The 26,214-nt window shown below is 70.4% G+C and carries 28 protein-coding genes; 13 read left to right on the top strand and 15 right to left on the bottom strand.

Going from position 1 to position 26,214, the window contains the following annotated elements; all coding sequences use genetic code 11:
• Nucleotides 1-12: 12 nt before the first annotated feature.
• On the bottom strand, nt 13-834 hold the full coding sequence (locus tag HNR15_RS02325; protein ID WP_179478798.1) for a sugar phosphate isomerase/epimerase family protein: 822 nt from the start codon (nt 832-834) through the stop codon (nt 13-15).
• On the bottom strand, nt 816-1,757 hold the full coding sequence (locus tag HNR15_RS02320) for a Ppx/GppA family phosphatase (protein WP_179478796.1): 942 nt from the start codon (nt 1,755-1,757) through the stop codon (nt 816-818). Before HNR15_RS02320 ends, HNR15_RS02325 begins: the two co-directional genes overlap by 19 nt.
• Before the next feature lie 122 nt (nt 1,758-1,879).
• Between HNR15_RS02320 and HNR15_RS02315 the strand changes: the two genes are divergently transcribed.
• From HNR15_RS02315 to HNR15_RS02300, 4 genes are read left to right on the top strand one after another with little or no spacing between them, the layout of a single operon-like run.
• On the top strand, nt 1,880-2,683 hold the full coding sequence (locus HNR15_RS02315) for a DUF3109 family protein (protein WP_179478794.1): 804 nt from the start codon (nt 1,880-1,882) through the stop codon (nt 2,681-2,683).
• A 41-nt stretch (nt 2,684-2,724) separates the two neighbouring features.
• Nucleotides 2,725-4,119, top strand: a complete 1,395-nt coding sequence (gene radA, locus HNR15_RS02310; RefSeq protein WP_179478792.1) for a DNA repair protein RadA — start codon at nt 2,725-2,727, stop codon at nt 4,117-4,119.
• 10 nt (nt 4,120-4,129) lie between these two features.
• Nucleotides 4,130-5,206, top strand: coding sequence for a DNA integrity scanning diadenylate cyclase DisA (gene disA, locus HNR15_RS02305; protein ID WP_233763843.1), 1,077 nt, complete (start codon nt 4,130-4,132; stop codon nt 5,204-5,206).
• A 10-nt stretch (nt 5,207-5,216) separates the two neighbouring features.
• The gene (locus HNR15_RS02300; protein WP_343048383.1) at nt 5,217-6,101 is read left to right on the top strand and encodes an HhH-GPD family protein; all 885 of its coding nucleotides are present in this window, start codon (nt 5,217-5,219) and stop codon (nt 6,099-6,101) included.
• Here the strand turns inward: HNR15_RS02300 and HNR15_RS02295 are convergent.
• Complete coding sequence (locus HNR15_RS02295) at nt 6,083-6,643, bottom strand: gluconokinase (protein ID WP_179478790.1); 561 nt, start codon at nt 6,641-6,643, stop codon at nt 6,083-6,085. The genes HNR15_RS02300 and HNR15_RS02295 overlap by 19 nt on opposite strands.
• 75 nt (nt 6,644-6,718) lie before the next feature.
• Here HNR15_RS02295 and HNR15_RS02290 point away from each other — a divergent pair, with 75 nt between their 5' ends.
• The 4 genes from HNR15_RS02290 to HNR15_RS02275 are packed head-to-tail and all read left to right on the top strand — an operon-like array spanning nt 6,719 to nt 9,636.
• Nucleotides 6,719-7,513, top strand: coding sequence for an ABC transporter permease (locus HNR15_RS02290; RefSeq protein ID WP_343048382.1), 795 nt, complete (start codon nt 6,719-6,721; stop codon nt 7,511-7,513).
• Nucleotides 7,506-8,321 carry an ABC-2 family transporter protein gene (locus tag HNR15_RS02285; RefSeq protein WP_179478788.1) on the top strand — a complete coding sequence of 272 codons (816 nt, stop codon included), beginning with the start codon at nt 7,506-7,508 and terminating at the stop codon, nt 8,319-8,321. The genes HNR15_RS02290 and HNR15_RS02285 overlap by 8 nt, the downstream gene beginning before the upstream one ends.
• On the top strand, nt 8,318-9,274 hold the full coding sequence (locus HNR15_RS02280; protein ID WP_179478786.1) for an ABC transporter ATP-binding protein: 957 nt from the start codon (nt 8,318-8,320) through the stop codon (nt 9,272-9,274). The genes HNR15_RS02285 and HNR15_RS02280 overlap by 4 nt, the downstream gene beginning before the upstream one ends.
• Nucleotides 9,274-9,636 (top strand): MGMT family protein, encoded by a 363-nt coding sequence (locus HNR15_RS02275; RefSeq protein ID WP_179478784.1) that lies wholly within the window; start codon nt 9,274-9,276, stop codon nt 9,634-9,636. The genes HNR15_RS02280 and HNR15_RS02275 overlap by 1 nt, the downstream gene beginning before the upstream one ends.
• On the opposite strand, the gene HNR15_RS02270 is transcribed toward HNR15_RS02275, so the two are convergent.
• Both HNR15_RS02270 and HNR15_RS02265 read right to left on the bottom strand, forming a co-directional pair.
• Complete coding sequence (locus HNR15_RS02270) at nt 9,626-10,138, bottom strand: amino-acid N-acetyltransferase (RefSeq protein ID WP_343048381.1); 513 nt, start codon at nt 10,136-10,138, stop codon at nt 9,626-9,628. The genes HNR15_RS02275 and HNR15_RS02270 overlap by 11 nt on opposite strands.
• 86 nt (nt 10,139-10,224) lie before the next feature.
• Entirely contained in the window at nt 10,225-12,771 is a 2,547-nt protein-coding gene (locus tag HNR15_RS02265) for an ATP-dependent Clp protease ATP-binding subunit (RefSeq protein WP_179478782.1), read from the bottom strand.
• A gap of 186 nt (nt 12,772-12,957) precedes the next feature.
• Here HNR15_RS02265 and HNR15_RS02260 point away from each other — a divergent pair, with 186 nt between their 5' ends.
• Nucleotides 12,958-14,031 (top strand): hypothetical protein, encoded by a 1,074-nt coding sequence (locus tag HNR15_RS02260; RefSeq protein WP_179478780.1) that lies wholly within the window; start codon nt 12,958-12,960, stop codon nt 14,029-14,031.
• 215 nt (nt 14,032-14,246) lie between these two features.
• Here HNR15_RS02260 and ku read toward each other — a convergent pair whose 3' ends face one another.
• The gene (ku, locus tag HNR15_RS02255) at nt 14,247-15,254 is read right to left on the bottom strand and encodes a non-homologous end joining protein Ku (protein ID WP_218883513.1); all 1,008 of its coding nucleotides are present in this window, start codon (nt 15,252-15,254) and stop codon (nt 14,247-14,249) included.
• Here ku and ligD (HNR15_RS02250) point away from each other — a divergent pair.
• Both ligD (HNR15_RS02250) and ligD (HNR15_RS02245) read left to right on the top strand, forming a co-directional pair.
• Nucleotides 15,253-16,212, top strand: a complete 960-nt coding sequence (ligD, locus tag HNR15_RS02250) for a non-homologous end-joining DNA ligase (protein ID WP_179478776.1) — start codon at nt 15,253-15,255, stop codon at nt 16,210-16,212. The two genes, ku and ligD (HNR15_RS02250), sit on opposite strands and share 2 nt — an antisense overlap.
• The gene (gene ligD / locus HNR15_RS02245; RefSeq protein ID WP_179478774.1) at nt 16,205-17,101 is read left to right on the top strand and encodes a non-homologous end-joining DNA ligase; all 897 of its coding nucleotides are present in this window, start codon (nt 16,205-16,207) and stop codon (nt 17,099-17,101) included. Before ligD (HNR15_RS02250) ends, ligD (HNR15_RS02245) begins: the two co-directional genes overlap by 8 nt.
• Before the next feature lie 2 nt (nt 17,102-17,103).
• Here ligD (HNR15_RS02245) and HNR15_RS02240 read toward each other — a convergent pair whose 3' ends face one another.
• The 6 genes from HNR15_RS02240 to HNR15_RS02215 all read right to left on the bottom strand — a co-directional run bounded on the left by HNR15_RS02240 (nt 17,104) and on the right by HNR15_RS02215 (nt 21,681).
• Nucleotides 17,104-17,442: a histone-like nucleoid-structuring protein Lsr2 gene (locus HNR15_RS02240; RefSeq protein ID WP_179478772.1), complete on the bottom strand. Its 339-nt coding sequence runs from the start codon at nt 17,440-17,442 to the stop codon at nt 17,104-17,106.
• 105 nt (nt 17,443-17,547) lie between these two features.
• Nucleotides 17,548-17,742: a hypothetical protein gene (locus HNR15_RS02235; RefSeq protein WP_179478770.1), complete on the bottom strand. Its 195-nt coding sequence runs from the start codon at nt 17,740-17,742 to the stop codon at nt 17,548-17,550.
• Between the two features lie 30 nt (nt 17,743-17,772).
• Complete coding sequence (locus tag HNR15_RS02230; protein ID WP_281373816.1) at nt 17,773-18,306, bottom strand: methylated-DNA--[protein]-cysteine S-methyltransferase; 534 nt, start codon at nt 18,304-18,306, stop codon at nt 17,773-17,775.
• A gap of 20 nt (nt 18,307-18,326) precedes the next feature.
• Entirely contained in the window at nt 18,327-19,832 is a 1,506-nt protein-coding gene (locus tag HNR15_RS02225; RefSeq protein ID WP_179478768.1) for an AlkA N-terminal domain-containing protein, read from the bottom strand.
• Between the two features lie 77 nt (nt 19,833-19,909).
• Nucleotides 19,910-20,788, bottom strand: coding sequence for a pantoate--beta-alanine ligase (gene panC / locus HNR15_RS02220; RefSeq protein ID WP_179478766.1), 879 nt, complete (start codon nt 20,786-20,788; stop codon nt 19,910-19,912).
• A complete protein-coding gene (locus tag HNR15_RS02215) occupies nt 20,785-21,681 on the bottom strand; it encodes a DUF2520 domain-containing protein (RefSeq protein ID WP_179478764.1) in 897 nt (298 codons plus the stop codon). The genes panC and HNR15_RS02215 overlap by 4 nt, the downstream gene beginning before the upstream one ends.
• A 46-nt stretch (nt 21,682-21,727) precedes the next feature.
• Here HNR15_RS02215 and HNR15_RS02210 point away from each other — a divergent pair, with 46 nt between their 5' ends.
• Complete coding sequence (locus HNR15_RS02210; protein ID WP_179478762.1) at nt 21,728-22,708, top strand: SAM-dependent methyltransferase; 981 nt, start codon at nt 21,728-21,730, stop codon at nt 22,706-22,708.
• Here the strand turns inward: HNR15_RS02210 and HNR15_RS02205 are convergent.
• The 3 genes from HNR15_RS02205 to HNR15_RS02195 are packed head-to-tail and all read right to left on the bottom strand — an operon-like array spanning nt 22,668 to nt 25,136.
• Nucleotides 22,668-23,600: a DUF8017 domain-containing protein gene (locus HNR15_RS02205; protein ID WP_179478760.1), complete on the bottom strand. Its 933-nt coding sequence runs from the start codon at nt 23,598-23,600 to the stop codon at nt 22,668-22,670. The genes HNR15_RS02210 and HNR15_RS02205 overlap by 41 nt on opposite strands.
• Nucleotides 23,601-23,653: 53 nt before the next feature.
• Nucleotides 23,654-24,538 (bottom strand): DUF8017 domain-containing protein, encoded by an 885-nt coding sequence (locus HNR15_RS02200; RefSeq protein ID WP_179478758.1) that lies wholly within the window; start codon nt 24,536-24,538, stop codon nt 23,654-23,656.
• Nucleotides 24,539-24,548: 10 nt separating this feature from the next.
• On the bottom strand, nt 24,549-25,136 hold the full coding sequence (locus tag HNR15_RS02195; protein ID WP_179478756.1) for a CGNR zinc finger domain-containing protein: 588 nt from the start codon (nt 25,134-25,136) through the stop codon (nt 24,549-24,551).
• Nucleotides 25,137-25,241: 105 nt separating this feature from the next.
• On the opposite strand from HNR15_RS02195, the gene HNR15_RS02190 reads away from it, so the two are divergent.
• Nucleotides 25,242-26,213 carry an EamA family transporter gene (locus HNR15_RS02190; RefSeq protein WP_179478754.1) on the top strand — a complete coding sequence of 324 codons (972 nt, stop codon included), beginning with the start codon at nt 25,242-25,244 and terminating at the stop codon, nt 26,211-26,213.
• Nucleotide 26,214 lies beyond the last annotated feature (1 nt).

The raw sequence follows: 26,214 nt of genomic DNA, 5'->3' as shown, positions 1-26,214 counted from the left end.
GACCCAGCTCTGTCAGGGAAGGGCCGGTGCCGCGAAGTGCAGCCGCGCGAACGCGAGCGCCTCCGCGAGATCCAGCTCGCGTTCCTCGTCGTCGAGCTTGCGGGTGCCGACCTCCAGGACGATGGACCCGTCATACCCGCGCGCCGCCAGCGCCTCCAGGAACTGCGCGCACGGCTGCCCACCGCGTCCCGGCACCAGGTGCTCGTCCTTGAAGGACCCCGAGCCGTCGGCGAGGTGCACGTGGGCCAGTCGCTCGCCGAGCGCGGCCTGCATGGCCATCGCGTCCGATCCGGCGGTGGCGGTGTGCGACAGGTCGAGCGTCACGTGCGCGTAGTCGATGTCGACCGGGTCCCAGCCGGGCAGATAGGCCTGCATCTCGCGCTGCCGGGCACGCCACGGGAACATGTTCTCCACCGCGAGCTGTATGCCGGTCTCCTCCTCGCGCTGCGCCACCCCCGCGACGAACTCGGCGGCGTATTCGCGCTGCCAGCGGAACGGCGGATGCAGCACCACCGTGTCGGCGCCGACCTCGCGTGCGACCCGGACCGAGTTGTCGACCTTGTCCCAGGGCTCCGTGCCCCAGATGCGTTGGGTGAGTAGCAGAGTCGGCGCGTGGATGGAGACCACCGGCAGCTGGTAGTGGTCGATAAGCCGTTGCAGCGCACCGGCCTCCTGGCTGACCGGGTCGTTCCACACCATCACCTCGACCCCGTCGTAGCCGAGCCGGTCGGCGAGGTCGAAGGTGGCCGCGACGCCGTGGGGGTAGACCGAGGCGCTGGAGAGGACGACCTTGGCGTCCGGGATGCGGCTGATGCTCACTCGGCCGCGTCCCATCCGTCCATGGCGTCCAGGCGGCGCAGGATGACGCCCTCGCGCAGTGCCCACGGGCACAGCGTCAGGGCGGGTACGTCGAGCAGCTCCATCGTGCCCTCGATGACCACCGCGCCGGCCAGCATCTGCGCCGACCGGCTGGCCGACACCCCTGGAAGGCCCGCGCGCTCGGCGGCCGTCATCTTCGCCAGGCGCGGCACCAGCTTGGTCAGGTCGGCCCGCTCCAAGGTGCGTTCGACGTACGGGCCCTCGTCCTTGGGCGCCGCTCCGCAGAGCCGCGCGAGCGACCGGATCGTCTTGCTGGTGCCGACGACGTGGTCGGGGCGGCCGAACCGGGTCAGGTCGCGCATGCTGCGGGCGATCTCGGTGCGCACCTGCTTGCGCATGGCGCGCAGGTCCTCCGGTGCCGGCGGATCGCCCTGCAGCGTGCGGGTCAGGCGGCCTGCGCCGAGCGGCAGGCTGATCGCCGCGTCCGGCACCTCGTCCTGCCCGTTCGCGAGCTCCAGCGACCCGCCGCCGATGTCGATGACGATCAGCCGGCCGGAGGACCATCCGAACCAGCGGCGTACGGCGAGGAAGGTCAGCGACGACTCCTGCTCGCCGGAGAGCACCTGGAGGTGGATCCCGGTCTTGTCGTGGACGGTCTTCAGCACGCCCTCGCCGTTGGGGGCCTCGCGGATGGCGCTGGTCGCGAAGGCCAGCAGCTGCTCGGCGCCCTGGTCCTCCGCGATGGTCTTGCACTCCTCGACGAAGCCGATGAGCGCGGCAACGCCCTCCTGCGCGATGTCGCCGGTGGAGGTCGTGTGCTCGGAGAGCCGCAGCTCACGCTTGTGGGAGAACGCCGGGATGGGCTGGGCTCCGCGGTGCGCGTCGACGACGAGCAGGTGGACCGTGTTCGAGCCGACGTCGATCACTCCGAGGCGCATGCGGCCAAACTAGTCGGCGCACCTTCGGTCGGTGAGCACCATCCACCGCCGGCCGTCGAGGATCTCCCGCGACAGCCTTCTGCGTCTGCTGGGTGCAGTGTGCCGGGGCTACGATCACGCCCGTGGCCGAGACCGATCCGAATGTCGCACGAAGCTGGGTCGAGTTCGACAACCCGGACGACGGTGCCGAGCGGTTCCGCTGCGACCTGACGTGGCTGACCTCGAACTGGACCTGCATCTACGGGCGCGGCTGCCAGGGCATCTACGCCGACCGCCCCGACGACGGATGCTGCACGCTCGGCGCGCACTTCGCCGACAAGGACGACCTGAAGAACGTCCGCCGGGTGGTCAAGGAGCTCGGCCCCGATGAGTGGCAGTACTACGAGGAGGGACACTCCGACCTGGGCTGGCGCGAGAAGGAGGACGGCGCGACCAAGACGCGCGTCGTCGACGGCGCCTGCATCTTCCTCAACCGGCCCGGCTTCCCCGCGGGCGACGGCTGCTCCCTGCACCAGCACGCGCTGCTCACCGGCGTCGAACCGCACACGGTCAAGCCGGACGTCTGCTGGCAGTTGCCGTTGCGGCGCACCTTCCGCACGGTCGAGCGCGGCGACGACACGTCGTACCTGGAGATCTCGATCGGCGAGTACCAGCGCAGCGGCTGGGGCCCGGGCGGACACGACCTGGACTGGTACTGCAGCTCCAACCCCGAGGCGCACGTCGGCAAGGAGCCGCTCTACCTCTCCAACGCCGGCGAGCTGCGGCACCTGATGGGCGACGCGGCGTACGACGTGCTGGTCACGCACTGCGAGGCCCACCTGGCGCTCGCGAAGGCAGCGCGCCGCCCGGGCAACCGCACCCTGCTGCCGCTGCTGATCCACCCCGCCACGCTCGACGCGCAGAAGCAGAACCGCAAGCGCGTCTGACCGGCCGCACGTCTGTCGGCGGCGGCGCATACCTTCTGCGTATGCCGACCGCGAGCGCCCGCAAGAAACCCCCAGCGCCGTCCTACCGCTGCGCCGAGTGCGGCTGGACCGCGATCAAGTGGGTCGGACGCTGCAGCGAGTGCCAGGCGTGGGGCACCTTGGAAGAGGTCGGCCAGGTCGGCGTGCACACCGCCGCCGCGACGGTGCTCGAGCGGCCCGCCGTGCCGATCGGCGAGGTGGACGGGTCGCAGGCCTCCGCCCGGCCGACCGGTGTCAGCGAGTTCGACCGCGTGCTCGGCGGCGGGCTGGTGCCCGGGGCCGTCATCCTGGTCGCCGGCGAGCCGGGCATCGGCAAGTCCACGCTGCTGCTCGACGTGGCCGCGCGCGCGGCACGAGGGCCGCGCCGGGTGCTCTACGTCAGCGGTGAGGAGTCGGCCGCGCAGGTGCGGGTGCGGGCCGAGCGGATCGAGGCGCTGGCGCGCACCCTCTTCCTGGCCAGCGAGACCGATCTCGGCACGGTGCTGGCGCAGATCGACCAGGTCCGCCCGGAGCTGCTGGTGATCGACTCGGTGCAGACCATCGCCTCCACCGAGATCCCCGGCTCTCCCGGCAACGTCAGCCAGGTGCGTGAGGTCGCGGCGGCGATCATCCAGGTCGCCAAGCAGCGCGACATCAGCGTGCTGCTGGTCGGCCACGTCACCAAGGACGGCTCCATCGCCGGTCCCCGCGTGCTGGAGCACCTGGTCGACGTCGTCGTGCAGTTCGAGGGCGAGCGACACTCGCGGCTGCGCCTGGTGCGCGCCGCGAAGAACAGGTACGGCCCGACCGACGAGGTGGGCTGCTTCGACCTGTCCGACGTCGGCATCGTCGGCCTGCCGGATCCGAGCGGGCTCTTCCTCACCCGCCGGGAGCAGCCGGTGCCCGGCACCTGCGTCACGGTCACCCTCGAAGGGCGCCGTCCGCTGGTCACGGAGGTGCAGGCCCTGATGGTCGACGGCGTGCAGGGCAACCCCCGGCGCACCACCAGCGGCATCGACTCCTCGCGGACGGCCATGATCCTCGCCGTGCTCGACCGCCGCGCCGGCCTGCCGGTCTCGCGCAGCGACTGCTACCTTTCGACCGTCGGCGGTGTGCGGCTCAGCGAGCCGGCGGCCGACCTGGCGATCGCGCTGGCCATCGCGAGCGGGGTGCAGGACCGTCCGATGGGCGCGGGCACCGTGGCCGTCGGCGAGGTCGGACTGGCCGGTGAGGTACGCGCGGTGTCCGGTGTCGCGCGACGCCTGGCCGAGGCCTTCCGCATCGGCTTCAGGAGGGCTGTCATCCCCGCGGGGTCGCTGGCCGGGGAAGCGGCGCCGGAGGGTATGCAGGTCGTCGAGGTGGACGACGTACGCGACGCCGTGCGGTTGATCGACGGGGGCGGCCCGCGCCTCACATAGAATCCAGCGCGTGCCACCCACCGAGGAACAGTTGCTGCGCGACACGCTCGCCGCGGCCGCTCCGGGCACCCAGTTGCGCGACGCCCTCGAGCGCATCCTGCGGGGCCGCACCGGAGCGCTCATCGTGCTGGGCTACGACACCGTGGTGCAGAGCATCAGCACCGGCGGTTTCCCCATCGACATCGACTTCTCCTCCACGCGGGTGCGCGAACTGGCCAAGATGGACGGCGCGATCGTCCTGGACAAGGGCGTCACGCGGATCATCAGCGCCGCCGTACAGCTCGTCCCGGACCCCAACATCCGCACCCGGGAGTCCGGCACCCGGCACCGCACGGCGGAGCGGGTCGCCAAGCAGACCGGCCTTCCCGTCATCTCGGTGAGCCAGTCGATGCAGACCATCGCCCTCTACGTCGGGTCGCTGCGGCACGTGATGGAGGGCTCCAACGCGATCCTGTCCCGCGCCAACCAGGCGCTGCAGACCCTGGAGCGCTACAAGTCGCGCCTCGACGAGGTCACCCGCACCCTGTCCGCCCTGGAGATCGAGGACCTGGTCACGGTCCGCGACGTGGCCACGGTGCTGCAGCGGCTGGAGATGGTGCGACGGATCAGCGAGGAGATCGCCGAATACGTCGTCGAGCTCGGCGTCGACGGTCGGCTGATGTCCCTGCAGCTGGACGAGCTGGTCGGCACCCTGTCGGACGACCGAGAGCTGGTCGTGCGCGACTACGTCGACGTCGCCCGTGACGGCATGACCACCCAGCAGGCGCTGGACCGGCTGGCGGCGATCAGCTCCACCGACCTGCTCGACCTGCACGCCGGTGCCGGCGCGCTGGGCTCGGCCGGTGCAGCGGAATCGCTCGACGCGCCGGTCTCGCCGCGCGGCTACCGGCTGCTCAGCAAGATCCCGCGGCTTCCACCGCTCATCAACGACCGCCTGGTGGAGCACTTCGGCAGCCTGCAGAAGCTGCTCGCGGCCGACTTCGATCAGTTGATGGCCGTCGAGGGCGTCGGCGAGCTGCGCGCCCGCTCGGTGCGCGAGGGCCTGTCGCGTCTCGCCGAGAACAGCATCCTCGAGCGGTACGTCTGAGCGGCGACCGGTGACCGCAGCTGCGCACGCCGGACTGCACCAGCCGGTCCTGGACTGGTACGCCGACCACCGACGCGATCTACCCTGGCGGGCCCTCGACGCCACGCCGTGGGGTGTCTTCGTCTCCGAGATCATGCTGCAGCAGACCCCGGTCGCGCGCGTGCTGCCGGTGTGGACGGACTGGATGACGCGCTGGCCCGCACCTGCCGATCTGGCCGCCGCCGCACCCGGCGACGCGGTGCGGCACTGGGGTCGCCTGGGATATCCGCGCCGGGCCCTGCGGCTGCACGCCGCTGCCACGGCGATGGTCGCTTCGCACGACGGAGCCGTCCCGGACGATCTGGAGCAGTTGCGCGCGCTGCCGGGAGTGGGCGCCTACACCGCGGCGGCGGTGGGGGCGTTCGCGTTCGGGATCCGCTGCGCCGTCGTCGACACCAACGTGCGCCGGGTGCACGCCCGCGCGGTCACCGGGTCGGCCCAGGCCGCCCCGGCGCTCACCGCCGCGGAAACGCGCCTGGCCGAGGAGCTTCTCCCCCGCGACGATGCGGACGCCGCCACGTGGAACGTCGCGGTCATGGAGCTGGGCGCACTGGTATGCACCGCCGGCTCCCCCACCTGCGAGCTGTGCCCGATCTCCGACCGGTGCGCCTGGCTGGCCGCCGGCCGACCGGCGTACGACGGTCCGGTGAAACGGGCGCAGCGGTGGGCGGGCACTGACCGACAGGTCCGGGGGCTGCTGCTGCAGGCGCTGCGCGACGCGGACGGTCCCGTGCAGCAGGCCGCCCTGGACCTCGTCTGGTCCGACGCGGCGCAGCGCGGCCGCTGCTTGGCCGGCCTCATCGAGGACGGCCTGGTCGACCCGCTGCCGGATCGGACCTACGCGCTGCCGGCCTGATCGATCAGGCCCAGCTTCTCGAAGGCCTCGGCGACCACGTGCTGCGGGTCGCCGTGCGCGTGCACCACGACTCCGGGCTCATCGGGCTGCAACGCCTCCAACGTCGCCAGCTGCGACGGGAGCAGGGACGCGGGCATGTAGTGACCGGTGCGCACCGCGAGCCGTCGTTCGAGCTCCTCGACGGGTACGTCGATGCAGCAGAAGCGCACCCGGTCACGGCCTTCTCGCAACAGGTCGCGGTAGGCCCGCTTCAGCGCTGAACACGTGACGACCGCGCTGCGGCCCTCGCGCGCGTGTTCGTCCATCCACGCCCCGATGGCCCGCAGCCACGGCCAGCGGTCCTCATCCGTGAGCGGCACGCCGTGCGCCATCTTCTCGACGTTCGCCTCGGGGTGGAAGTCGTCGCCCTCGGCGAAATCCCACCCCAGCCTGGTCGCCAGAGCCGTGGCGATCGTGGTCTTGCCGGACCCGGAGACACCCATCACGATGACGAACTGCGGGCGCTCGTCGGTCGGCCGGTCCGGGTCGGGTACACCGCTCATGGACCACGACTCTAACGAGGCGGCCGCGACATCCCGATCCCCGGTCGGAGCAGAAGCTGGTAGGTTCCTGCGTTTGTGCCTGTCGCTCTCGCGCCCTACGGGCGCCTCTTCGCAGCGGGCATCCGGCAGCAGACGACCTACCGCCTGGCGATGCTCGGCGGGCTGGTCGCCAACACGACGTTCGGGCTGCTGAAGTCGGTCATCCTGCTCGCCGCGGTCCGCGCGGGTGGCGGGAATCTGCACGGATACGCGGTCGGGACTATGGCGACCTACGTGTGGCTGTCGCAGGGGCTGCTCGGATCGCTCAACCTCACCGGGCGCACCGACCTGGCGGACCGGATCAAGTCCGGTGCCGTGGTCACCGACTTCCTGCGGCCGATCTCCCTGCAGTGGGGCACCGTCGCCACCGATGTCGGCAAGGCCGTGTGCGCCCTGCTGCCGCGTGGCGTGCCGAGCATGCTGATCGGCTACCTGTTCGTCGGTATGACGATCCCGCACCGGCCGCTCCCCTGGGTGCTGGGTGCCGTGAGCCTGCTGCTCGGCATTACCGTGTCGTGGGCGAGCGTCTACCTCGTCGCATCGGCCGCGTATTGGCTCGTGGAGATCCGCGGGCTGCAGGTGTTCTACATGATGGTGTCCGGTTTCTTCGCGGGACTCCTGGTCCCGATCTCGCTCTTCCCGCACTGGCTGCTCGTGCTCGCCTCGAGCACCCCGTTCCCGTCGATGCTGCAGTACCCGATCGACGTGTTCACCGGCCGCGGCGGGGTGGGCCTGATCGCCGCGCAGGTGGGGTGGCTCGCCCTCGTCGGGACGGTCGGACACGTGTTGACGAACGCCGGTCGGCGGCGCTTGGAGGTGCAGGGTGGCTGACACCGTCACCGCCCGCACCGCGCCGTACCGGGCCGTGCTCGCCTCCCGCATCCGCGCGCAGCGCTCCTACCGGCTCAGTTTCGGCGTCGACCTCGCCGCGTCGTTCCTGGTGAGTTTCATCGAGCTCGCCGAGGTGTGGGTGCTCTTCCACGCCGTGCAGTCGCTCGGCGGATTCGACTTCCGGCAGATCCTGCTCGTCTTCGGCATCGCCGACTTCTGCTTCTCGATGGCCGACATGGTGGTCGGTCACTGCGACGACCTGGACAGGTACGTCCGCGACGGCACCCTCGACGTGTTCTATCTGCGTCCCCAACCGCTGCTGCTTCAGCTGATCACCAGCAACATCGAGTTGCGCCGCCTCGCGCGAGCGGCGGTCGGCCTGGCCTCCATCGTGATCGCCCTGTCCATCAACGACATCCGGTGGAGCCCGGCCCACGTCGGACTGCTCGCGATGACCCTCATCGCCGGGATCGCGATCTTCTCGGCGATGTTCGCCTGGGCCGCGGGCATCCAGTTCTTCGTCATCAGCGGCGGCGAGCTCACCAACTCCTTCGTGTACGGCGGCCGGTACGCCGCCACGCAGGTCGCCTCCGTGTGGACCCGCCCGGTCAAGGCCGCGTTCGGATTCTTCTTCCCGATGGCCTTCACCGCGTTCCTGCCCGCGCTGCTCCTGCTCGGCAAACCCGGGCCGTCCCTGCTGCCGGCGTGGCTCGGCTGGTGCACTCCACTCGCGGCGATCTGGGCGTGGGCCGGTGGGCTGTGGCTCTGGCGGATCGGCGTACGGCACTATCAAGGAGCAGGAGGATGACCGAAGTGATCATCGAGACTGATTCTCTGACAAGAGTTTTCAAGCGTCGCCGTGGTCTGGTGCGCACCGAACTGACCGCGGTCGATCAGCTGACCCTGCGGATCGGCGCCGGCGAGTCCGTCGGCTACATCGGCGCGAACGGCGCCGGGAAGTCGACCACGATCAAGATGCTCGTGGGCATCCTCGTGCCGACGGGCGGCTCGGTGCGCACCTGCGGACGCGATCCGTTGCGTGAGCGACGCCATCTCGCCCGACAGATCGGGGTGGTCTTCGGCCAGCGTTCCCAGTTGTGGTGGGACCTTCCGGTCAGGGAGTCCTTCGCGATCCTGGCCTCGATCCACGCCCTGCCCGCGCAGGTCCGACGCGCGCGCACCGAGGAGTTGACCGAGCAGTTGGAGATGGGTGACTTCCTCGACACCGCGGTGCGCCAGCTGTCGCTCGGGCAGCGGATGCGCGCCGAGGTCGCGGCCGCGCTGCTGCACTCTCCCGAGCTGGTCATCCTCGACGAGCCGACGATCGGCCTGGACGTGCTGTCCAAGCAACGGCTGCGCGAGTTCCTGATCCGCGAGCGCGCCGAGCACGGCACCACCCTCCTGCTCACGACCCACGACATGGGCGACATCGAGCGGTTGTGCGACCGGGTCCTCGTCGTCGACCACGGCCGACTGGCGTACGACGGCACCCTGCCCGGGCTCTCCCAGCGGGTGGGGGCGAGGCGGGTGCTCGTCGTCGACCTCGCGGCGCCCGCGCCCGACCTGCTGGACATCGACGCCACCACCCACCTGGGGAGCGAGGCGGGCGGCATCCGGCAGCGCCTGGCGTTCGATCCCGAGGTCGCCACCGCCGCGACGGTGCTCGCCGCCGTCGCCGCACGGGCCGAGGTGCGCGATCTGTCCATCGAGGAGCCCGACATCGAGGACGTCGTACGCCGCATCTACGCCGGGAGCCGCTGATGGATCTGCGCAGCAGCGTCTACGCCATCGTCCGACTGGTCCCGCCCGGCACCGTCGTCAGCTACGGCGACATCGCCGGGATGCTCGCCATGTCACCGCGGATGGTCGGCCGTTTCATGGCGCTGTGCGAGCAGGAGGACGTGCCGTGGTGGCGGGTGGTCAGCTCGTACGGCGACCTGCCGGCCCACGTACGCGTACATGCCCTCGATCACTGGGACGACGAGGGGCTGGTGCTGAAACCGAACGGACTGGGAGTGGCGATCCGGCGCTACCGGGCCGATCTCGCCGACCTGGCCGACGCGGCGGAAGCTGCCCTCGGACCGCTGCCGGGGCTCGCGGACGACGACTCCTTCACAGAGTGAGCAGCATCCGGGTGTTGCCTAGGGTGTTGGGTTTGACCCGATCCAGGTCGAGGAACTCCGCGACACCTTCGTCGTAGGACTGCAGCAGCTCCAGGTAGACGTCCGGCTCCACGGGATCGCCCTCGATCTCCCGGAACCCGTGACGGGCGAAGAAGTCGACCTCGAAGGTGAGACAGAAGACGCGCGCCACCCCGAGGTCGCGGGCGTGCTGCAGCAGGTGGCCGAGCATCTGGTGGCCGGTCCCGTGGCCGCGCATCTGCGGGTGCACGGCGATGGTGCGCACCTCGGCGACGTCCTCCCACATCACGTGCAGAGCACCGCACCCGACGAGCTCTCCGTCGCGCTCGGCGACGATGAACTCCTGCAGCCCCTCGAAGTAGGCGACCGGCGGCTTGGCGACGATAGCCCGGGTCTCGACGTACGGCTCGATCAGCGCACGGATGGCGGGGACGTCGGCAGTGCGGGCAGGGCGCAGGGTCGTGCTCACCGACGCGTGGTCCACGTCACGACCCTAACGAGAGCGTTCCCGGACGCGCATCGGCCCCGGATCCGAGCCGGATCCGGGGCCGATGCGTGCTGCGTTCTGGGTCAGTCCTTGCCGAGGTCGACGCCGTGTTCGCCGCCGCTGTCGCCGACACCGGCCGGCTCGGGCAGCGCGTCGGGCGCCTTCGGCTTCGGCGAGCCGGCGAAGGTGAACTTCGCGGTCTTGCCCTCACCGTCGACATCGACCAGGACGATCTCGCCGGCACCGAGCTCGCCGTAGAGGATCTTCTCGGACATCATGTCCTCGATCTCCCGCTGGATCGTGCGACGCAGCGGTCGGGCACCGAGCGCGGGGTCGTACCCGCGCTTGGCCAACAGCGCCTTCGCGGGCGTGGTCAGCTCGATCGCCATGTCCTTGTCCTTCAGCCGCACGTCGAGCTTCTCGACCATCAGGTCGACGATCTCGACGATCTGCTCCTCGGTCAGCTGCGGGAACACGATGGTGTCGTCCACGCGGTTGAGGAACTCGGGGCGGAAGTGCTGCTTGAGCTCGTCCTGCACCTTCGCGCGCATCCGGTCGTAATCGGTCGCGGCGTCATTGCCGGAGGCGAAGCCCAGCGAGACACCCTTGGAGATGTCCCTGGTGCCGAGGTTGGTGGTCATGATGATCACCGTGTTCTTGAAGTCCACGACCCGGCCCTGGGAGTCCGTCAGGCGACCGTCCTCCAGGATCTGCAACAGGCTGTTGAAGATGTCGGGGTGGGCCTTCTCGACCTCGTCGAAGAGCACCACCGAGAACGGCTTGCGCCGCACCTTCTCGGTCAGCTGGCCGCCCTCCTCGTAGCCGACGTAGCCGGGAGGCGAACCGAACAGCCGCGAGACGGTGTGCTTCTCGGCGAACTCGGACATGTCGAGGGTGATCAACGCGTCCTCGTCGCCGAAGAGGAACTCCGCGAGCGCCTTGGCCAGCTCGGTCTTACCGACACCGGTCGGACCGGCGAAGATGAACGAGCCGCCGGGACGACGGGGGTCCTTCAGGCCCGCACGGGTACGACGGATGGCCTGGGACAGCGCCTTGATCGCGTCGTCGTTGCCGACGACCCGCTTGTGCAGCTCGTCCTCCATCCGCAGCAGTCGCGAGGACTCCTCCTCGGTCAGCTTGAAGACGGGGATGCCGGTCGAGGCGGCGAGCACCTCGGCGATCAGCTCCTCGTCGACCTCGGCCACGACGTCCTGGTCGCCGGCCTTCCACTCCTTCTCGCGCTGCGCCTTGGCGTTGATGAGGTTCTTCTCGTCGTCACGCAGCGACGCGGCCTTCTCGAAGTCCTGCCCATCGATCGCCGACTCCTTCTCGCGGCGCACGTGCTGGATCTTCTCGTCGTACTCGCGCAGGTCGGTCGGCGCCGTCATCCGGCGGATGCGTAGTCGCGCACCGGCCTCGTCGATCAGGTCGATCGCCTTGTCCGGCAGGTGCCGGTCGTTGATGTAGCGGTCGGCCATGTTGACCGCACCGACCAGCGCGGCATCGGTGATCGTGACCCGGTGGTGGGCCTCGTAGCGGTCGCGCAGACCCTTGAGGATCTCGATGGCGTGCGGGATCGAGGGCTCCATCACCTGGATGGGCTGGAAGCGGCGCTCCAGCGCAGCGTCCTTCTCGATGTGCTTGCGGTACTCGTCCAGCGTCGTCGCGCCGATCGTCTGCAGCTCACCGCGCGCCAGCATCGGCTTCAGGATCGAGGCCGCGTCGATCGCGCCCTCGGCCGCGCCCGCCCCGACGAGGGTGTGGATCTCGTCGATGAACAGGATGATGTCGCCGCGGGTGCGGATCTCCTTCAGCACCTTCTTCAGGCGCTCCTCGAAGTCACCGCGGTAGCGCGAACCGGCCACCAGCGACCCGAGGTCGAGGGTGTAGAGCTGCTTGTCCTTCAGCGTCTCGGGCACGTCGCCGCGCACGATGTCCGCGGCGAGGCCCTCGACGACGGCGGTCTTGCCGACGCCGGGCTCACCGATGAGCACCGGGTTGTTCTTGGTACGCCGCGACAGCACCTGCATGACGCGTTCGATCTCGGACTCGCGCCCGATGACCGGATCGAGTTTGCCGTCTCTCGCGGCCTGGGTCAGGTTGCGACCGAACTGGTCGAGCACCAGCGAACCCGCCGGGGTGCCCTCCTGCTGGCCCTGACCGCCGACGCCTGCGCCCGCGGTCTCCTTGCCCTGGTAGCCGGAGACGAGCTGGATGACCTGCTGGCGCACCCGCGCCAGGTCGGCACCCATCTTCACGAGGACCTGGGCGGCGACGCCCTCGCCCTCGCGGATCAGCCCGAGCAGGATGTGCTCGGTGCCGATGTAGCTGTGGCCGAGCTGCAGACCCTCGCGCAGCGAGAGCTCCAGCACCTTCTTGGCCCGCGGGGTGAAGGGGATGTGGCCCGGCTGGGTCTGCTGGCTGGGGCCGATGATCTCCTGCACCTGCTCGCGCACGGCCTCCAGGGAGATGCCGAGGCTCTCCAGGGCCTTGGCCGCGACGCCCTCACCCTCGTGGATGAGACCGAGCAGGATGTGCTCGGTGCCGATGTAGTTGTGGTTAAGCATGCGCGCCTCTTCTTGGGCGAGCACCACCACACGCCGTGCGCGGTCGGTGAACCGTTCGAACATGTCAACTCCCTTGAGGCTGCTGCCTGCGTCGTTCGATGCTATCCGCAGCGGCTGGGCGACCTGCCCTGCTGCTGGTGTCTGATGACCTCAACGCGACCCACTCACAGTGTGTTCCGCACAGGGGCCTCAGACGAAAGACGTTCGCCGTCAGCAGAAAGCCGAAGCGGCACGTTTACGATCCATACCGTGGCGGATACGACGGTGGTCAAGGTCGGGGCCTTCGGACACACCGTCGACATCGAGGTGCCCGATCAGGTGTCCGCGGGGCGGGTCCGCGACCAGTGGTCGCGGTGCCTGGCCGATCCCGGCGCCGGCCCCACGCTGCGTTCGGTGGAGTACGTCGCCGATCTCGACACCGATTTCGCCGAGTACTCGGTGGTCTCCGGCGTCACGCTGCGCTTCATCCAGCTGTGTGCCGGGCAACTCACCATGCTGCACGCCTCCGGGGTGGCCGACCCCGAGACCGGTGCGGTGATCGCCCTGGTGGCGGAGTCCGGCACGGGCAAGACGACCGCGGCCCAGCGGTTGTGCGCGGCCGGATTCGCGTACGTGACCGACGAGACGGTCGCCGTACGCGGCGACAGCCGGGTCCTGCCGTTCCCCAAGCCGCTCTCGGTGATCATCGAGGGCGAGGAGCACAAGCACCAGCACGGACCGGACGAGCTCGGCCTGCTGCCGGTGGCAGAGCCACCGCTACTGCAGCTGCGGCGCATCGTCCTCCTGCAGCGGGACGGCGCCCCGGGTGCAGCGCCCAGGGTGGAGCAACTGCCGCTGCTCGACGGCATCCTCGCCCTCATCCCGCAGCTGTCCTATCTGACGAAGATGCCCGAGCCCCTGCTGACCCTCACCCGGCACGTGCAGTCCTGCGGTGGCATCCACCGGCTGCACTACAGCGAGATCGAGGAGTGCGCCGACACGCTGCGGGCGCTGGCCGCCGACGACCCGGCGGAGGTCGCGCAGGTCGAACACCTCTCGCCGCCCACCGACGAGCCCGCGCCCGGGGCGATCGGATCGGTCCGCCGTGGCGCGTACGCGGACGCGGTGCGCATCGACGAGGAGATCCTGCTGCTCATCGAGGACCTGCCGATCCGCTGCAGCGGATTGGGCGCCACCGTCTGGGATGCGGCCCGCGAGCCGCGCACCCTCGAGGAGCTGGTCTCCATCTGCGTCGAACTGCACGGCGACCACCCTGACGCCGACGCGCTGGTCCACGCCGCCGTCGAGGAACTGTGCGCGCACGGAGTGTTGGCGCAGGCCTGACCCGCCGCCGGACCAGCCCCCGTTTCGGCTCGCTCAGCCCCCAAAAAACGCCCCGCCGCTCGCCTCAGCCCTGGTTAGGGCCCGCTCGGCCCCCAAACGCACCCCCGCTGGCCGGTCCAGGCCCGGTTACGGCCCGCTCGGCCCCCAAACGCACCACCCGCTGCCCGGCCCAGCCCTCGTTAGGGCCCGCTCGGCCCCGAACGCACCAGGCCGACTCAGCTGGCTTTCTTGGCCGTTGTCTTCTTGCTCGTCTTCGCGGTCGTCTTCTTCGCAGTGCTCTTCGCGGCCGTCTTCTTCGCGGTCGTCTTCTTGGCCGTCGCCTTCTTCGCCGCGCCCTTGCCGGCGCCGGTCTTCTCGGCTGCAGGCACCTTGGCTCTGCTGCTGCCGGCGCCTGCGCTCTTCTTCGCCGGCGCTTCACCCCGCGACGCCTTCGCCCGGTCCACGCTCTGCTGCAGCGCCGCCAGCAGGTCGACCACCTGGGCGGAATCTCCGTCGTCCTCCTCCTGGGGCGTCTGCACCTCGCCGCCGTCGAGCTTGGCGCGCACGACCTCCTTGACGGCCTGCTCGTAGTCGTCGACGTAGTCGTCCGGCTCGTAGTCGCCGGCCAGCGACTCGACCAGCATCTGAGCCATCGCGAGTTCCGCGGGCTTGGCGGGCGAATCGTCGGCGCCGTCGAGGACGCCGAAGTCGGCCTCGCGCACCTCGTCCGGCCACAGCAGGGTCTGCAGCGCGATCACCCCGCCGCGCACCCGCAGCACCGCGATCGTCATCCGGGTGCGGATCGAGATCGTCACGATGGCGACCCGGTCGGTCTCCTCCAGAGCCGACCGCAGCAGCTCGTACGGCTTGACCGCTGCCTTGTCCGGCTCGAGGTAGTAGCACTTGTCCAGGTACATCGGGTCGATCTGGTCGCTCGGGACGAACTTGTCCACGGCGATCTCGCGACTGCTGCTCGTCGGCAGCGACGACAGGTCGTCGTCGGTCAGCACGACCATCTGGCCGTCCTCGGTCTCATACCCCTTGGCGATGTCGTCGTAGGCGACCTGCTCGCCGTCGATCGAGCACACCCGCTGATAGCGGATCCGGCCCCCGTCCTCACGGTGCACCTGGCGGAACTGCACGTCGTGGTTCTCGGTCGCCGAGTAGAGCCGCACGGGCACGTTGACCAGGCCGAACGACACGGCACCTCTCCAAATGGCTCGCACCAGGCAAGATTGCCCCATGCGCCCCATGCTCGCCACCCCTTCCGCACGGGTGCCGAGCGGCGACCGGTGGCAGCACGAGGTCAAATGGGACGGCATGCGCGTGCTGGCCGACGTGCACGACGGCCGGGTGCGGCTCACCTCCCGCACCGAACGCGAGGTGTCGGTGGCCTTCCCCGAGCTGCTGACCGAGACCGCGGGCCTCAGTGCGTACGACGATCTGCTCCTCGACGGGGAGATCGTGAGCCTGCGCGAGGGCCGACCGTCGTTCGGTGCGTTGGCCGAGCGGTTCAACGTCGGCGATGCGCGCACCGCCGCGACCCTCGCGGTGCAGGCGCCGGTGACGCTGATGGCCTTCGACGTGCTGCGGATGGCCGGCACGTCGACGCTGGCGCGGCCGCTGTCGCAGCGCCGGGAGTTGCTGGAGGGCATCGGCCTCGCCACCCCGCGGGTGCAGGTGCCGCCGGTGTTCACCGAGGGCGAGGACCTGTTGCGGGCGACGGCCGACCAGGGCCTGGAGGGGATCGTGTCCAAGCGCACCGACTCGGCGTATCTGCCGGGGTCGCGCAGCCCGCAGTGGCGCAAGATCGTGCACCGCACCACGGGCTCGTACGTGATCGGCGGCTGGCGCCCGGAGACCGACTCCGCGCGACTGGGAGCGCTCCTCGTGGGGACGCCGACCCCGGACGGACTGGCCTTCCGGGGCCGCATCGGTTCGGGGCTGGCCGGCGCCGCGGGTGACCGGCTCCTGGCACAGCTGCGCTCTCGCAGCCGACCGGACTCCCCGTTCCTGGAACGGGTGCCGGCGATCGATGCGAAGGGCTGCACGTGGGTCGAGCCGGACCTGGTGGCCGACCTGGAGTACCACGGGGTCTCCGAGGGGGGCCGGCTGCGGCAACCGACGTGGCGCGGACTGCGCCCGGACCTCAGCCCTGCCGAACTCATGGACACGGCCGTACAGGATGTCGCCGATGGCTGAGGCGCAGCAGGTGAGCGTCGAGGTCGAGGGACGCCGCCTGGCCCTCAGCAACCTGGACAAGGTGCTCTATCCGGCGACCGAGACCACCAAGGGCGAGGTGCTGCACTACTACGCGCGGGTGGCGCCGGTGCTGCTTCCGATCCTGGCGGGCCGGCCCGTCACGCGCGTGCGCTGGCCGCACGGTGTCGGTGACACGTCGTTCTTCGAGAAGAACGTGCCACAGGGCGCGCCGTCCTGGCTGCCGCGGATGACGGTGGCGTCGAGCGGTTCGCGTGGTGGCGGCGACCGCGTCACCTATCCGTTCGTGGAGGACCTCGCCGCGCTGACCTATCTGGCCAACCTCGCGGCGATCGAGCTGCACGTGCCCCAGTGGCGTTGGGTCGACGACGCCGCGGCCAACCCCGATCGGCTCGTGATCGACCTGGATCCGGGATCCCCCGCCGGCCTGGCCGAGTGCGCGGATCTCGCGCTGCAGGTCCGGGAGGAGCTGGCGGACGCGGGGATGGAACGCGCCGTGCCGGTGACCTCCGGCAGCAAAGGCATGCAGGTGTACGCCGCGCTGGACGGCTCGCGCACGAGCGAGGAGATCCGCGACTGGGCCAAGGAGTTGGCTCAGTCGCTGACGCGGCGCAATCCGGACCTGGTCGTGTGGAAGATGACCAAATCCATCCGCGGGGGGAAAGTCCTGCTGGACTGGTCGCAGAACACCGCTGCTAAGACCACCATCGCCCCGTATTCACTACGCGGCAGGGAACGGCCCATGGTGGCCGCCCCGCGCAGCTGGGAAGAAGTGCAGGAGCCCGGCCGACTCACTCAACTCGATTTCGAAGAAGTGCTGGACCGACTCGATTCCGACGGGGATCTATTCGGCGCGGCGCTGGGCGACTGAATTCAGGAATTCGCCTCGGCGTACGCCGTCTGCAACTCACCGGAAACACGACCGCGGTCGCTCACGGTGAAACCGTTGGCGCGACCCCATTCGCGGATCTTGTTCAGGTCGTCGCGACCTGCGGTGCTGCCGCTGCTGGCCCGGGAAGTGGTCGCTTTGCGGGCGCCGCGGACCTTGCGGGCGTGACCGGTCCAGGTGGCCAGGTCATCTCGCAGCCGCGCGGCATTGGCCGCCGACAGGTCGATCTCGTAGTTGACACCGTCGAGGGCGAAAGTCACGGTCTCCGCAGCTTCGGAGTGGTCGAGGTCGTCCTCGAGCAGAATCTGTACGCGCTGAGCCATATCTATCTCCTGTGTACCCGATGTGGGTTATGCATCGTTTGATGGACCCTTCAACGACGCACACCTGGGCATCATTCGAAGGAGTTACAAACCTAACATACTAATTCAGGAGTCTTGAGATGCGCCGGGCGTTGTCGGAGGCTGCGCCTGAGCGTCCGCCCTATCGCTTTTGTGTTCTTCTTCCCACTGCGCTTGCGCTATTCGTTCGCGCCGGTCGCCCTCCATCATGTGGCGCAGCACGAGATACAAGAGAAACAGCAGCCCGATCGACGGGACGAGTGTTTCCAGGGCGGCCCACATGGTTCCAGGGTAGGCCGCCCCTCCCGTCGCTCAGCGCGGCAGGTCCAGCATCTGCTGCGTCCCGCCCCTTCCGGAGCCCACGTCACCCTCGTCACCGAGCGTCTCGCGCTCGTGGTCCAGCAGCCACACCTTGCGCTCGATGCCCCCGCCGAAACCGGTCATGGCGCCGTTCGCCCCGATCACGCGGTGGCACGGGACCACGATGGAGATCGGGTTGCGCCCGTTGGCGAGGCCGACGGCACGGCTCGCGCCGGCCGAACCCAACGCGCGGGCCAGGTCGCCGTAGCTGCGGGTGCGCCCATAGGGGATCGCCCGCAGCTGGGCCCACACGCGCTGTTGGAAGTCGGTCCCGGTCGGGTCCAGCGGCAGGTCGAAGGTGCGGCGTTCGCCGTGAAAGTACTCCCTCAATTGGCGCACTGCCTCGCCCAGCACGCCCGTGGCGGATTCCTCGCGCGGGCCGAAGGTGGATTCATCGGGTTGGTGGCGGTGCTCCTGCATGTAGAGCGCCGAGAGGGCCGATCCGCGACGTACGAGCGTGAGGTCGCCGATCGGAGTGCCGGTCATCTGGAAATGCGAGATCTGGTTCATAAGATGTCCTCTTCCGGGAGTTTGTTGGCCTCGTGGTCGCCGGTGGCCCACAGATGCTGCACGGCGTAGGAACGCCAGGGCCGCCAGCGGGCCGATGCGCTCTCGATGACGCGGGGCCTGTCCTCGATGCCGAGGGCCCGGGCCGCGATCCGCACGCCGAGGTCGGTGCCGGGAAAGGCGTCGGGATCGCCCAGCGCCCGCATGGCGTAGCTCTCCACGGTCCACGGTCCGATGCCGGGCACGTCGCCGAGCACCCGCCTGGCCTCCTCGCGGTCGGCACCGGCGCTGGTGTCCAGGGACCCCTGCGACAGCACCCGGCACAGCGACCGGATCGTCTCCCGCCGGGTCACGGGCATCGCGAACGACTCGTCGCCGGCCGTCAGCAGTGCCTCCGGCCCGGGGAAGAGCCGCGTCAGACCTCCGCCCGGGTCGTCGACGTGCGCCCCGAACGTCGCCGCGAGACGCCCCGCGTGGGTGCGCGCCGCCTTCGTGGAGACCTGCTGGCCGAGCACGAGGCGGATCGCCATCTCTCGGGAGTCGACGGTCCGGGGCACGCGCCGGCCCGGCGTACGACGGACGAGCGGCGCCAGGTGGGGATCCTCGGCCAGCGCGGCGTCGACGGCCTCCGGATCGCAGTCGAGATCCAGCAGCCACCGGCATCTGCTCACCGCCACGGTGAGGTCGGACAGATCGGTGAGTGCCAGGTCCGCGCGGACGTGGTCCGTCGTGGGTGACAGCTCGACGATGCCCGGACCGCCGGGCAGGTCCAACGTGCGCCGATAGCGGCCGTCGCGCCACTCCTCCACCCCCGGCACGCCGGTCGCGGCGAGATGGCCGAAGACGTTGTCCGGGTGGAACGGCGCGCGGAACGGCAACCGCAGGGACAGCCGCTGCCACGGCGAAGGGTCGCGCTCGGGCGAGGTGCCGCTCCGACCGCGCGCTGTCTTCGCGGCGCGCAGCTGCGACGGCGTCATCGCGAAGACCTCCTGCACCGCCTCGTTGAACGCCCGGATGCTGCCGAACCCGGAGGCGTGCGCCACCTGTGCGAGCGGCAGGGTCGTGGTCTCGATGAGGATCCGCGCGGACTGTGCGCGCCCGGCCCGGGCGATCGCGAGCGGACCGGCGCCGAGCTCGGCCTGGACGGCCCGCTCGATCTGCCGCACCGAGTAGCCGAGTCTCTGTGCGAGCCCCGTGACGCCGTCGCGGTCCACGACGCCGTCGCCGATCAGGCGCATGGCGCGCCCCACCAGGTCGGCGCGCACGTTCCACTCCGGCGAGCCGGGGCTGGCGTCCGGCCGGCAGCGCTTGCAGGCGCGGAAGCCGGCCGACTGCGCCGCGGCGGCGGTCGGGAGGAAGGTGATGTTGCGCGCCTTGGGCGGGGTCGCCGGGCAGCTGGGTCGACAGTAGATGCCGGTGCTGCGCACGCCGGTCACGAACCAGCCGTCGAACCGTGCGTCACGGGATCGGACGGCCCGCAGGCAAGCGTCGGTGTCGGTGTGCATGCGACCAGTCTGCGCCGGTCGCCGGTACGAAGCTAGCGGAAAAACGACATGTCGGTTTCTCGCGTGTTATCGCCCCGTCAGGAGATCGGTCGCGCCCCGCCGTCCGGGCCGAGCTCGATGGGCAGGTTGTCGATGAGCCGGGTCGTGCCGACCCGTCCCGCGACCGCCAGCAGGGCCGGTCCGCGGTACCACTCGGCCACTTCGGTGAGCTCGGTCGGGTGCACGAGCACGAGGTAGTCGATCAGGGCGAGCGGCTCACGCACCAGCACGTCGCGGGCGGCACGTCGTACGGCGGCCGGTCCGATCCGCGCCATGTCGGCGCCTGCGCGCAGCGCCTGTGACAGGCAGCCCGCAACCTCGCGGTCCGTCTCGGTCAGATAGCGGTTGCGGCTGCTCAGCGCCAGCCCGTCCTCCTCGCGGGCGGTCTCGACGGCCACCACCTCAGTGGGGAAATCGAGATCGCGGGCCATCCGCTTGATGAGCAGCAGCTGCTGAGCGTCCTTCTGCCCGTAGTACGCCCGTGAGGGCCGGACCAGGTGCAGCATCTTGGCCACGACGGTGAGGACCCCGTCGAAGTGCCCGGGCCGGGCGGCGCCCTCCAGCACGTTGCCCAGCGCGCCCGCCGAGATGCGCACACCGGGTTCGCCGTCGGGATACACGACGTCGGGTGAGGGCGCGAAGACCAGATCCACGCCCTCGCGTGCGCAGATCGTCAGGTCCTCCTCGAACGTGCGCGGATACCGCGACAGATCCTCGCCGGCCGCGAACTGCAGCGGGTTGAGGAAGATCGTCACGACGACGTGCTCCATCTCCTGGCGCGCCTGGCGGATGAGCCGCGCGTGACCTTCGTGCAGCGCTCCCATCGTCATCACGACGCCCACGTCGTCACCGAGCGCCGCACGCGCGGTCTGCAGTTCGTCGCGGCTGTAGGCGATCGTCGGTGTCTCGTGCGTCATCCCTCTTGTCCGTTCGGGTCGAGCAGATCCAGCATCGGTCGGGTGGTGCGCGCCGGGGTCGCGTGGCGCTCCGCGGCGCGCAGGGCGGTGGCCAGCGCCATGGCGCGGTAGGAGTCGGGCACGTCGGGTGATTCGTCGGACAGCACCTGCAGATGGGCTCGCACCGTCTCCACGTCACCGCGTGCCACCGGCCCGGTGAGCGCCCGGTCACCGTGCTCGAGCGCGTTGGTCAACGCGGCCGTGAGCAGGCCGTCGAGCACCTGCTGCGGCGCCTCGATCCCGGCGTGCCGCAGGATCTGCTGACTCTGCGCGACGAGGGTGACCAGATGGTTGGCGCCGTGGGTGAGGGCGGCGTGGTAGCGCGGGCGCTGCTCCTCCGACAGCGGCAACGGTTCACCGCCGAGGTCGAGCACGAGCGCCTCGGCGATCAGGTCCGCGCCCATCGACGCAGTGACGGCCATCGGGATGCCGAGGAGTCGGGGCAGGTCGCGCGCTGTGCCGGTGAAGGTCATCGCGGGATGCATCGCGATGGCGTCGCCGCCGGCCTCGACGACCGGAGCGAGCACGTCGCAGCCGTGGAAACCGCTGGTGTGGATGACGAGACGGCCGCCGTTCCAGGCCCCCTGGGCGCCGAGCGAACGGGTCAGATCGCCGAGTTCATCGTCCGGCACGGTGAGGAGCACGACCTCGGCCGACCGGGCGACCTCCGGCGGAGGGAGCACCGGCACGCCGGGCAGCATCTCGGCCGCCCGCTGCAGGGAGGCGTCGCTCACCGCGCTGGTGGCCGTGACCTCATGACCTGCCGCGCGGAACGCGGCACCGAGCACCGCGCCGACGCGGCCGCATCCGACGACCGCGACGCGCAAGCTCGGTGGCCGACCCGTCGTACTCACAGGCAGTGACGCTACCTGCGCGCCGATCTGCACCTACGGTGGCCCGATGAGCTGGACGCCGTGGGAGCAGGCGTGGGAGGACGCGTTGTACGGCGAACGCGGCTTCTACCGCTCGACGCACGGCCCCGCCGCGCACTTCGCGACCTCCGCGCAGGGCATCCCCGGAGGCGGCGCGGTGCTGGCGCGGGCCGTCGTGGCGCTCGCCCGCGTGCACCGGGCACGGCACATCCTCGACTTCGCCTGCGGCAGAGGCGAACTGCTCACACAATTGAGCGCGCTGGCGCCGGATCTCACCCTGACGGGAGTCGACGTCGTCGACCGTCCTGCAGACCTACCGCAGGACGCCGCCTGGGTCGCCGGGCCCGGCGGGGCGCAGGTGCCGCCGGGGCTGCACGGACTGTCCGACGTGCTGGTCCTGGCCCACGAGTGGCTCGACGTGGTGCCGTGTCCGGTGCTGCGGCACGACGGGCGGCGGCTGCGGGTGGTCGAGATCGACCAGCACGGCGTCGAACGACTCGGAGCGCCGGCATCGGCCGCCGATCAGCGCTGGTGCGAGGACAACTGGCCCGGCTGGGACCGCGAGGACTCCCGGATCGAGGTCGGCCGGACCCGCGACGCGGCGTACGCCGAGCTGCGCGGGTCGGTGGACAGCGGCGTCGTGGTCACGATCGACTACGGCCATCTGCGAGACGCTCGCCCGGACGGCGGCACGCTCATGGGCTACCGCGACGGCCAGGCCTGCGCGCCACGTCCGGACGGCAGCACCGACGTCACGGCGCACGTCGCGATGGACACGCTCGGTGCACCTCGGCTCGTGCGACAGCGGGACCTGTTCACCGAGTTGGGCATTCGCCCGGAAGCTGCCGACGACGCGCTCGCGCGTACGGATCCGCCGGCATACCTGCGATCGCTCGCGCTCCGAAGCGCCTACACCGCATTGACCGCCTCGGGAGGGCTGGGCGACTTCTGGTGGTCGGTCGATCCGGTCAGCCGCCGGCAGGACGCAGCGACTGCAGCATCGTGGTGATCGTCGAGGAGGACGGGCCCGGGACACCGGGCCAGGTGCCGACGGTGACGAGCAGCATCACCGAACGCCCGTTGGACGTGAACGCCGCGGCGTAGAACGTGATGGCCTTCCCCACCCCGCAGTCCGCGTTCAGCGTGCCCTCGGTCACCGTGAGCTGACCGCGGACGGCGGGGATCGACCCGTTCGCCACGGTGAAGTTCGTCGTGACCGGACTGCCCTGCGCGGCGTGGGTGGTCTTGTCCTTGTTGATGCTCGCCGCGGATCCGAAGTCGACCAGCAGGGACCCGACGGCCTCGGCCGGGTCGCGTTTGCCGATGTCGATGAAGCTCGCGCTGGCCTGAGGGCTGTTCGGATATCCCGAGCACTTGCCGAGGTTGTACGCCGCGAGCCCCCAGTCGGTGTGTTCGCCTTCGATGCCGGTGCCGTCGGCATCGTCGAAATAGATGTTGTTGGACTGCTTGACCTGCCACCCGGGAGGAGCGTCGTACGCGCCGTAGATCTGAAAATCGGAGCTGACGATGCCGCCGACGGCCTGCCATCCCGGGACGACCGGACGCACCGACAGGGCACCGTCCGCTGCGGTCGACGTGGTCCCGGACGACGGCGTGCCGCTCGACGCGGATCGCGGTGACGGCGCCGTCGAGGACGACGACGTCACGGCGTCGCCCTTGCCGTTCGCGCCGAAGAGGATGAAACCCAGCACGGCGACCAGGACGACGACCAGTGCGCCCGCGCCCAGCGCCAGCCACCGACCGGGGCCACGGCGCGGTGGCCGGTCGAGCGGGCCCGACGACTGCGAGTACCGCTGGTAGTAGCGATCCTGGGGCGACCCGGGCGGGCCGGTGGGCGGCTCGCCACCCGGCGGCGGCCCGTAACGCCCGTTGTCGCTCACCCGCGGATCGTATCCGCGCAGCCGCCCCGCGGGAGGGGATCGGTGAGGTCCGGTCAGCCGCCCGCGGGGCGCACGGAGCTCAGGATCTTGTCGATGGTGCCGGCGGCCGGCGCCGGGTATCCCGGCCAGGTCGCGATGGCGACGAGCACCATGACCGACCTGCCGTTGGTGGTGAAGGCCACGGCCTGGAAGGTGGTGGTCCGGCCGGTGCCGCAGTCCGCGTTCAGCGTGCCCCCCGTCGCCGTGATGGTGCCGCGCACCGCCGGTATCGATCCCCCGGCCACCGTCGTGTTCTGCACCGACACGGTGCCCTGCGCCGCGTGGGTGGACTTGTCCTTGTTGAGGCTGGCGGCGGAGGCGAAGTCCTGCAGCACACCCTGCACGGCATCGACCGGATCACGCTTGCCGATGTCGACGAAGCTGGCGTTGGCCTGCGAGTTGTTGGGGTGGGCGGCGCACTTGCCGTAGTTGAGCTCTGAGAGACCCCAACTGGTGTGCTGACCGAACATCTTGGTGCCCTGGGCGGTGTCGTAGTAGATGGCGTTGTCCTGCTTGACCTGCCAGTTCGGCGGAGCGTCGTACGCGCCGTAGATCTGGACCTCGTCGTTGACCACGCCGCCGACAGCCTGCCAGCCCGGCACGACGGGCCGGGCGAACAGCGCGCCCTGCGCTCCCGTGGTGGGGCTGGCGGAGGCGGTGACGACATTGCTGGACGACGTGGAGCTCGAGGATGACGCGCCCGTGTCGTTCGTGCCGCCGCGACCGACGAGGACGAAGGCCACGACCGCGACCAGGATCACCACGAGAGCCGCGGCTCCGCCGAGGATCCAGGCCCCGGTGCGCCGACGCCGGCCGCCGGGTCCGCCGAACCCGCCGCCGGCCTGCTCGTACCGCTGGTAGTAGCGGTCCTGCGACGAGGGCTCCTGATGGTCTGACACCTGCCGCAGATTACCCGCGCGCCGCATCGTCGCCGGATTTGCGGCGGGCCCGGTACGCCGCGACATTCGCGCGGTTGCCGCACCCCGCGTCGCAGAACCGGCGCGACCGGTTCTTGGACAGGTCGATCAGCACGTCGTCGCAGTCGTCGGCCGCGCAGATCTTCAGTCGCCAGATCTCCCCGGCCCGCAGCACGTCCACCATCGCCATGGCCGCCTCGACCATCCAGCGCGTGGCGAACGGCGCGTCCCTCGACGTGGCGTGCAGGTGATAGTCCCATTCGTCGTGCCGCACGAGCTGTGGGAGCGCCCTGCCCGCTCGCAGCAGCTCGTTGACCAGGACCACCAGCTCGTCCTCCCCGTCGGCCTCCCACAGCGCGCGCAGTCTCGGTCGCAACGCGCGGACGGCGCGTCGTTCGGCCTCGTCGTGGTCGCGCGCACCGGTCCACTCCCACTGGTCGACGAACTCCTCGAACTCCTGCGGGTCGAGCAGCACGTCGTGTTCGGGGTCGGTCCGCCCGGCCGGACCCGTGGACGCCACGGAGTTCACCAGCGCGACCGCGGAGGTCAACGCATCCTCCGTGTCATGGGTGAACGGCATGTTGACTCCTGATCTGTAGGCACCGTACGCTCGGATCCAGTCACGAGTCTAAATCATCTTGACTCATTACACGCGAACATGCGATCAGTAACGGAAGGGGCTTCCATGTCGGTCGACGTCGAGACCAGTCACACCCTCACGACGACCGGGTCGCCCGCGGGCGCCACGTCGCGCGCCCTGATCATCGCGCTCGCGTCCGCCGCGGCGTTCGGTACGTCCGGACCGTTCGCCAAGGAGCTCTTCACCGCCGGCTGGTCCCCCGCGGCCGCGGTCACCATGCGGATCGGGATCGCCGCCCTGGTGCTCGCGATCCCCACGGCGCATGAGCTGCGGGGTCGCTGGCGCCTGTTGCGCACCAACGCGCGTGCCGTGCTGCTCTACGGCCTCTTCGGGGTGGCCGGGTGTCAGTTGTTCTACTTCGTCGCGGTGCAGCACCTCTCGGTCGGCGTCGCGCTGCTGCTGGAGTACCTGTCCCCCACGCTGCTGGTGGTGCTCGCGTGGGCGCGGACCCGGCGGGCGCCCTCGCGCCTGACGCTGGCCGGCGCCGCGGTCGCGCTCCTCGGACTGGTGCTGGTGCTCGACGTCTTCGGATCGGTGAGTGTCGACGCGGTCGGCGTGCTCTTCGGGCTGGCAGCGGCGGTCTGCTCGGCGACGTACTTCATCGTGGCGTCCGACGAGCCGCAGGACGGCCTGTCGCCCCTCGCGCTCTCGGGCGCGGGTATGGCGGTCGGCCTCGTGCCGCTGCTCCTGCTCGGGATGGTCGGCGCGCTGCCGATGCACGCCTCGATGCACTCGGTGCCGCTCGGCGGGTGGCAGGTCAGCGTGCTGGTGCCGGTGCTCGGCATCTCACTGGTCGCGGCGGCGTTCGCCTACGTCTCGGGCGTGGTCGCCGCGCGGATGCTCGGCACCCGGGTCGCGTCGTTCGTCGCCCTTGCCGAGGTGCTCTTCGCGGTCTTCTTCGCGTGGCTCCTGCTCGGTGAGCTGCCGCTGCCGGTCCAGTTGGCCGGCGGCGCGCTGATCGTGCTCGGCGTGGTGCTCGTGCGCGCCGCGGACGATAGAGGCTCCCTGGCAGACTGAT

The sequence above is a fragment of the Allobranchiibius huperziae genome (assembly GCF_013410455.1).
Taxonomy (GTDB): domain Bacteria; phylum Actinomycetota; class Actinomycetes; order Actinomycetales; family Dermatophilaceae; genus Allobranchiibius; species Allobranchiibius huperziae.
Note: the sequence above shows the minus strand (reverse complement) of the source record. Positions and strands in the feature narration are given on the sequence as shown.

Bases quoted from the DNA above. Each gene is read 5' to 3' on its own strand.
- HNR15_RS02325 (WP_179478798.1), bottom strand. From the start codon at position 834: ATGGGACGCGGCCGAGTGAGCATCAGCCGCATCCCGGACGCCAAGGTC.
- HNR15_RS02320 (WP_179478796.1), bottom strand. From the start codon at position 1,757: ATGCGCCTCGGAGTGATCGACGTCGGCTCGAACACGGTCCACCTGCTC.
- radA (WP_179478792.1), top strand. From the start codon at position 2,725: ATGCCGACCGCGAGCGCCCGCAAGAAACCCCCAGCGCCGTCCTACCGC.
- HNR15_RS02295 (WP_179478790.1), bottom strand. From the start codon at position 6,643: ATGAGCGGTGTACCCGACCCGGACCGGCCGACCGACGAGCGCCCGCAG.
- HNR15_RS02280 (WP_179478786.1), top strand. From the start codon at position 8,318: ATGACCGAAGTGATCATCGAGACTGATTCTCTGACAAGAGTTTTCAAG.
- HNR15_RS02275 (WP_179478784.1), top strand. From the start codon at position 9,274: ATGGATCTGCGCAGCAGCGTCTACGCCATCGTCCGACTGGTCCCGCCC.
- HNR15_RS02265 (WP_179478782.1), bottom strand. From the start codon at position 12,771: ATGTTCGAACGGTTCACCGACCGCGCACGGCGTGTGGTGGTGCTCGCC.
- ligD (WP_179478776.1), top strand. From the start codon at position 15,253: ATGCGCCCCATGCTCGCCACCCCTTCCGCACGGGTGCCGAGCGGCGAC.
- ku (WP_218883513.1), bottom strand. From the start codon at position 15,254: ATGGGGCAATCTTGCCTGGTGCGAGCCATTTGGAGAGGTGCCGTGTCG.
- ligD (WP_179478774.1), top strand. From the start codon at position 16,205: ATGGCTGAGGCGCAGCAGGTGAGCGTCGAGGTCGAGGGACGCCGCCTG.
- HNR15_RS02240 (WP_179478772.1), bottom strand. From the start codon at position 17,442: ATGGCTCAGCGCGTACAGATTCTGCTCGAGGACGACCTCGACCACTCC.
- HNR15_RS02235 (WP_179478770.1), bottom strand. From the start codon at position 17,742: ATGTGGGCCGCCCTGGAAACACTCGTCCCGTCGATCGGGCTGCTGTTT.
- HNR15_RS02230 (WP_281373816.1), bottom strand. From the start codon at position 18,306: ATGACCGGCACTCCGATCGGCGACCTCACGCTCGTACGTCGCGGATCG.
- HNR15_RS02225 (WP_179478768.1), bottom strand. From the start codon at position 19,832: ATGCACACCGACACCGACGCTTGCCTGCGGGCCGTCCGATCCCGTGAC.
- panC (WP_179478766.1), bottom strand. From the start codon at position 20,788: ATGACGCACGAGACACCGACGATCGCCTACAGCCGCGACGAACTGCAG.
- HNR15_RS02210 (WP_179478762.1), top strand. From the start codon at position 21,728: ATGAGCTGGACGCCGTGGGAGCAGGCGTGGGAGGACGCGTTGTACGGC.
- HNR15_RS02195 (WP_179478756.1), bottom strand. From the start codon at position 25,136: ATGCCGTTCACCCATGACACGGAGGATGCGTTGACCTCCGCGGTCGCG.
- HNR15_RS02190 (WP_179478754.1), top strand. From the start codon at position 25,242: ATGTCGGTCGACGTCGAGACCAGTCACACCCTCACGACGACCGGGTCG.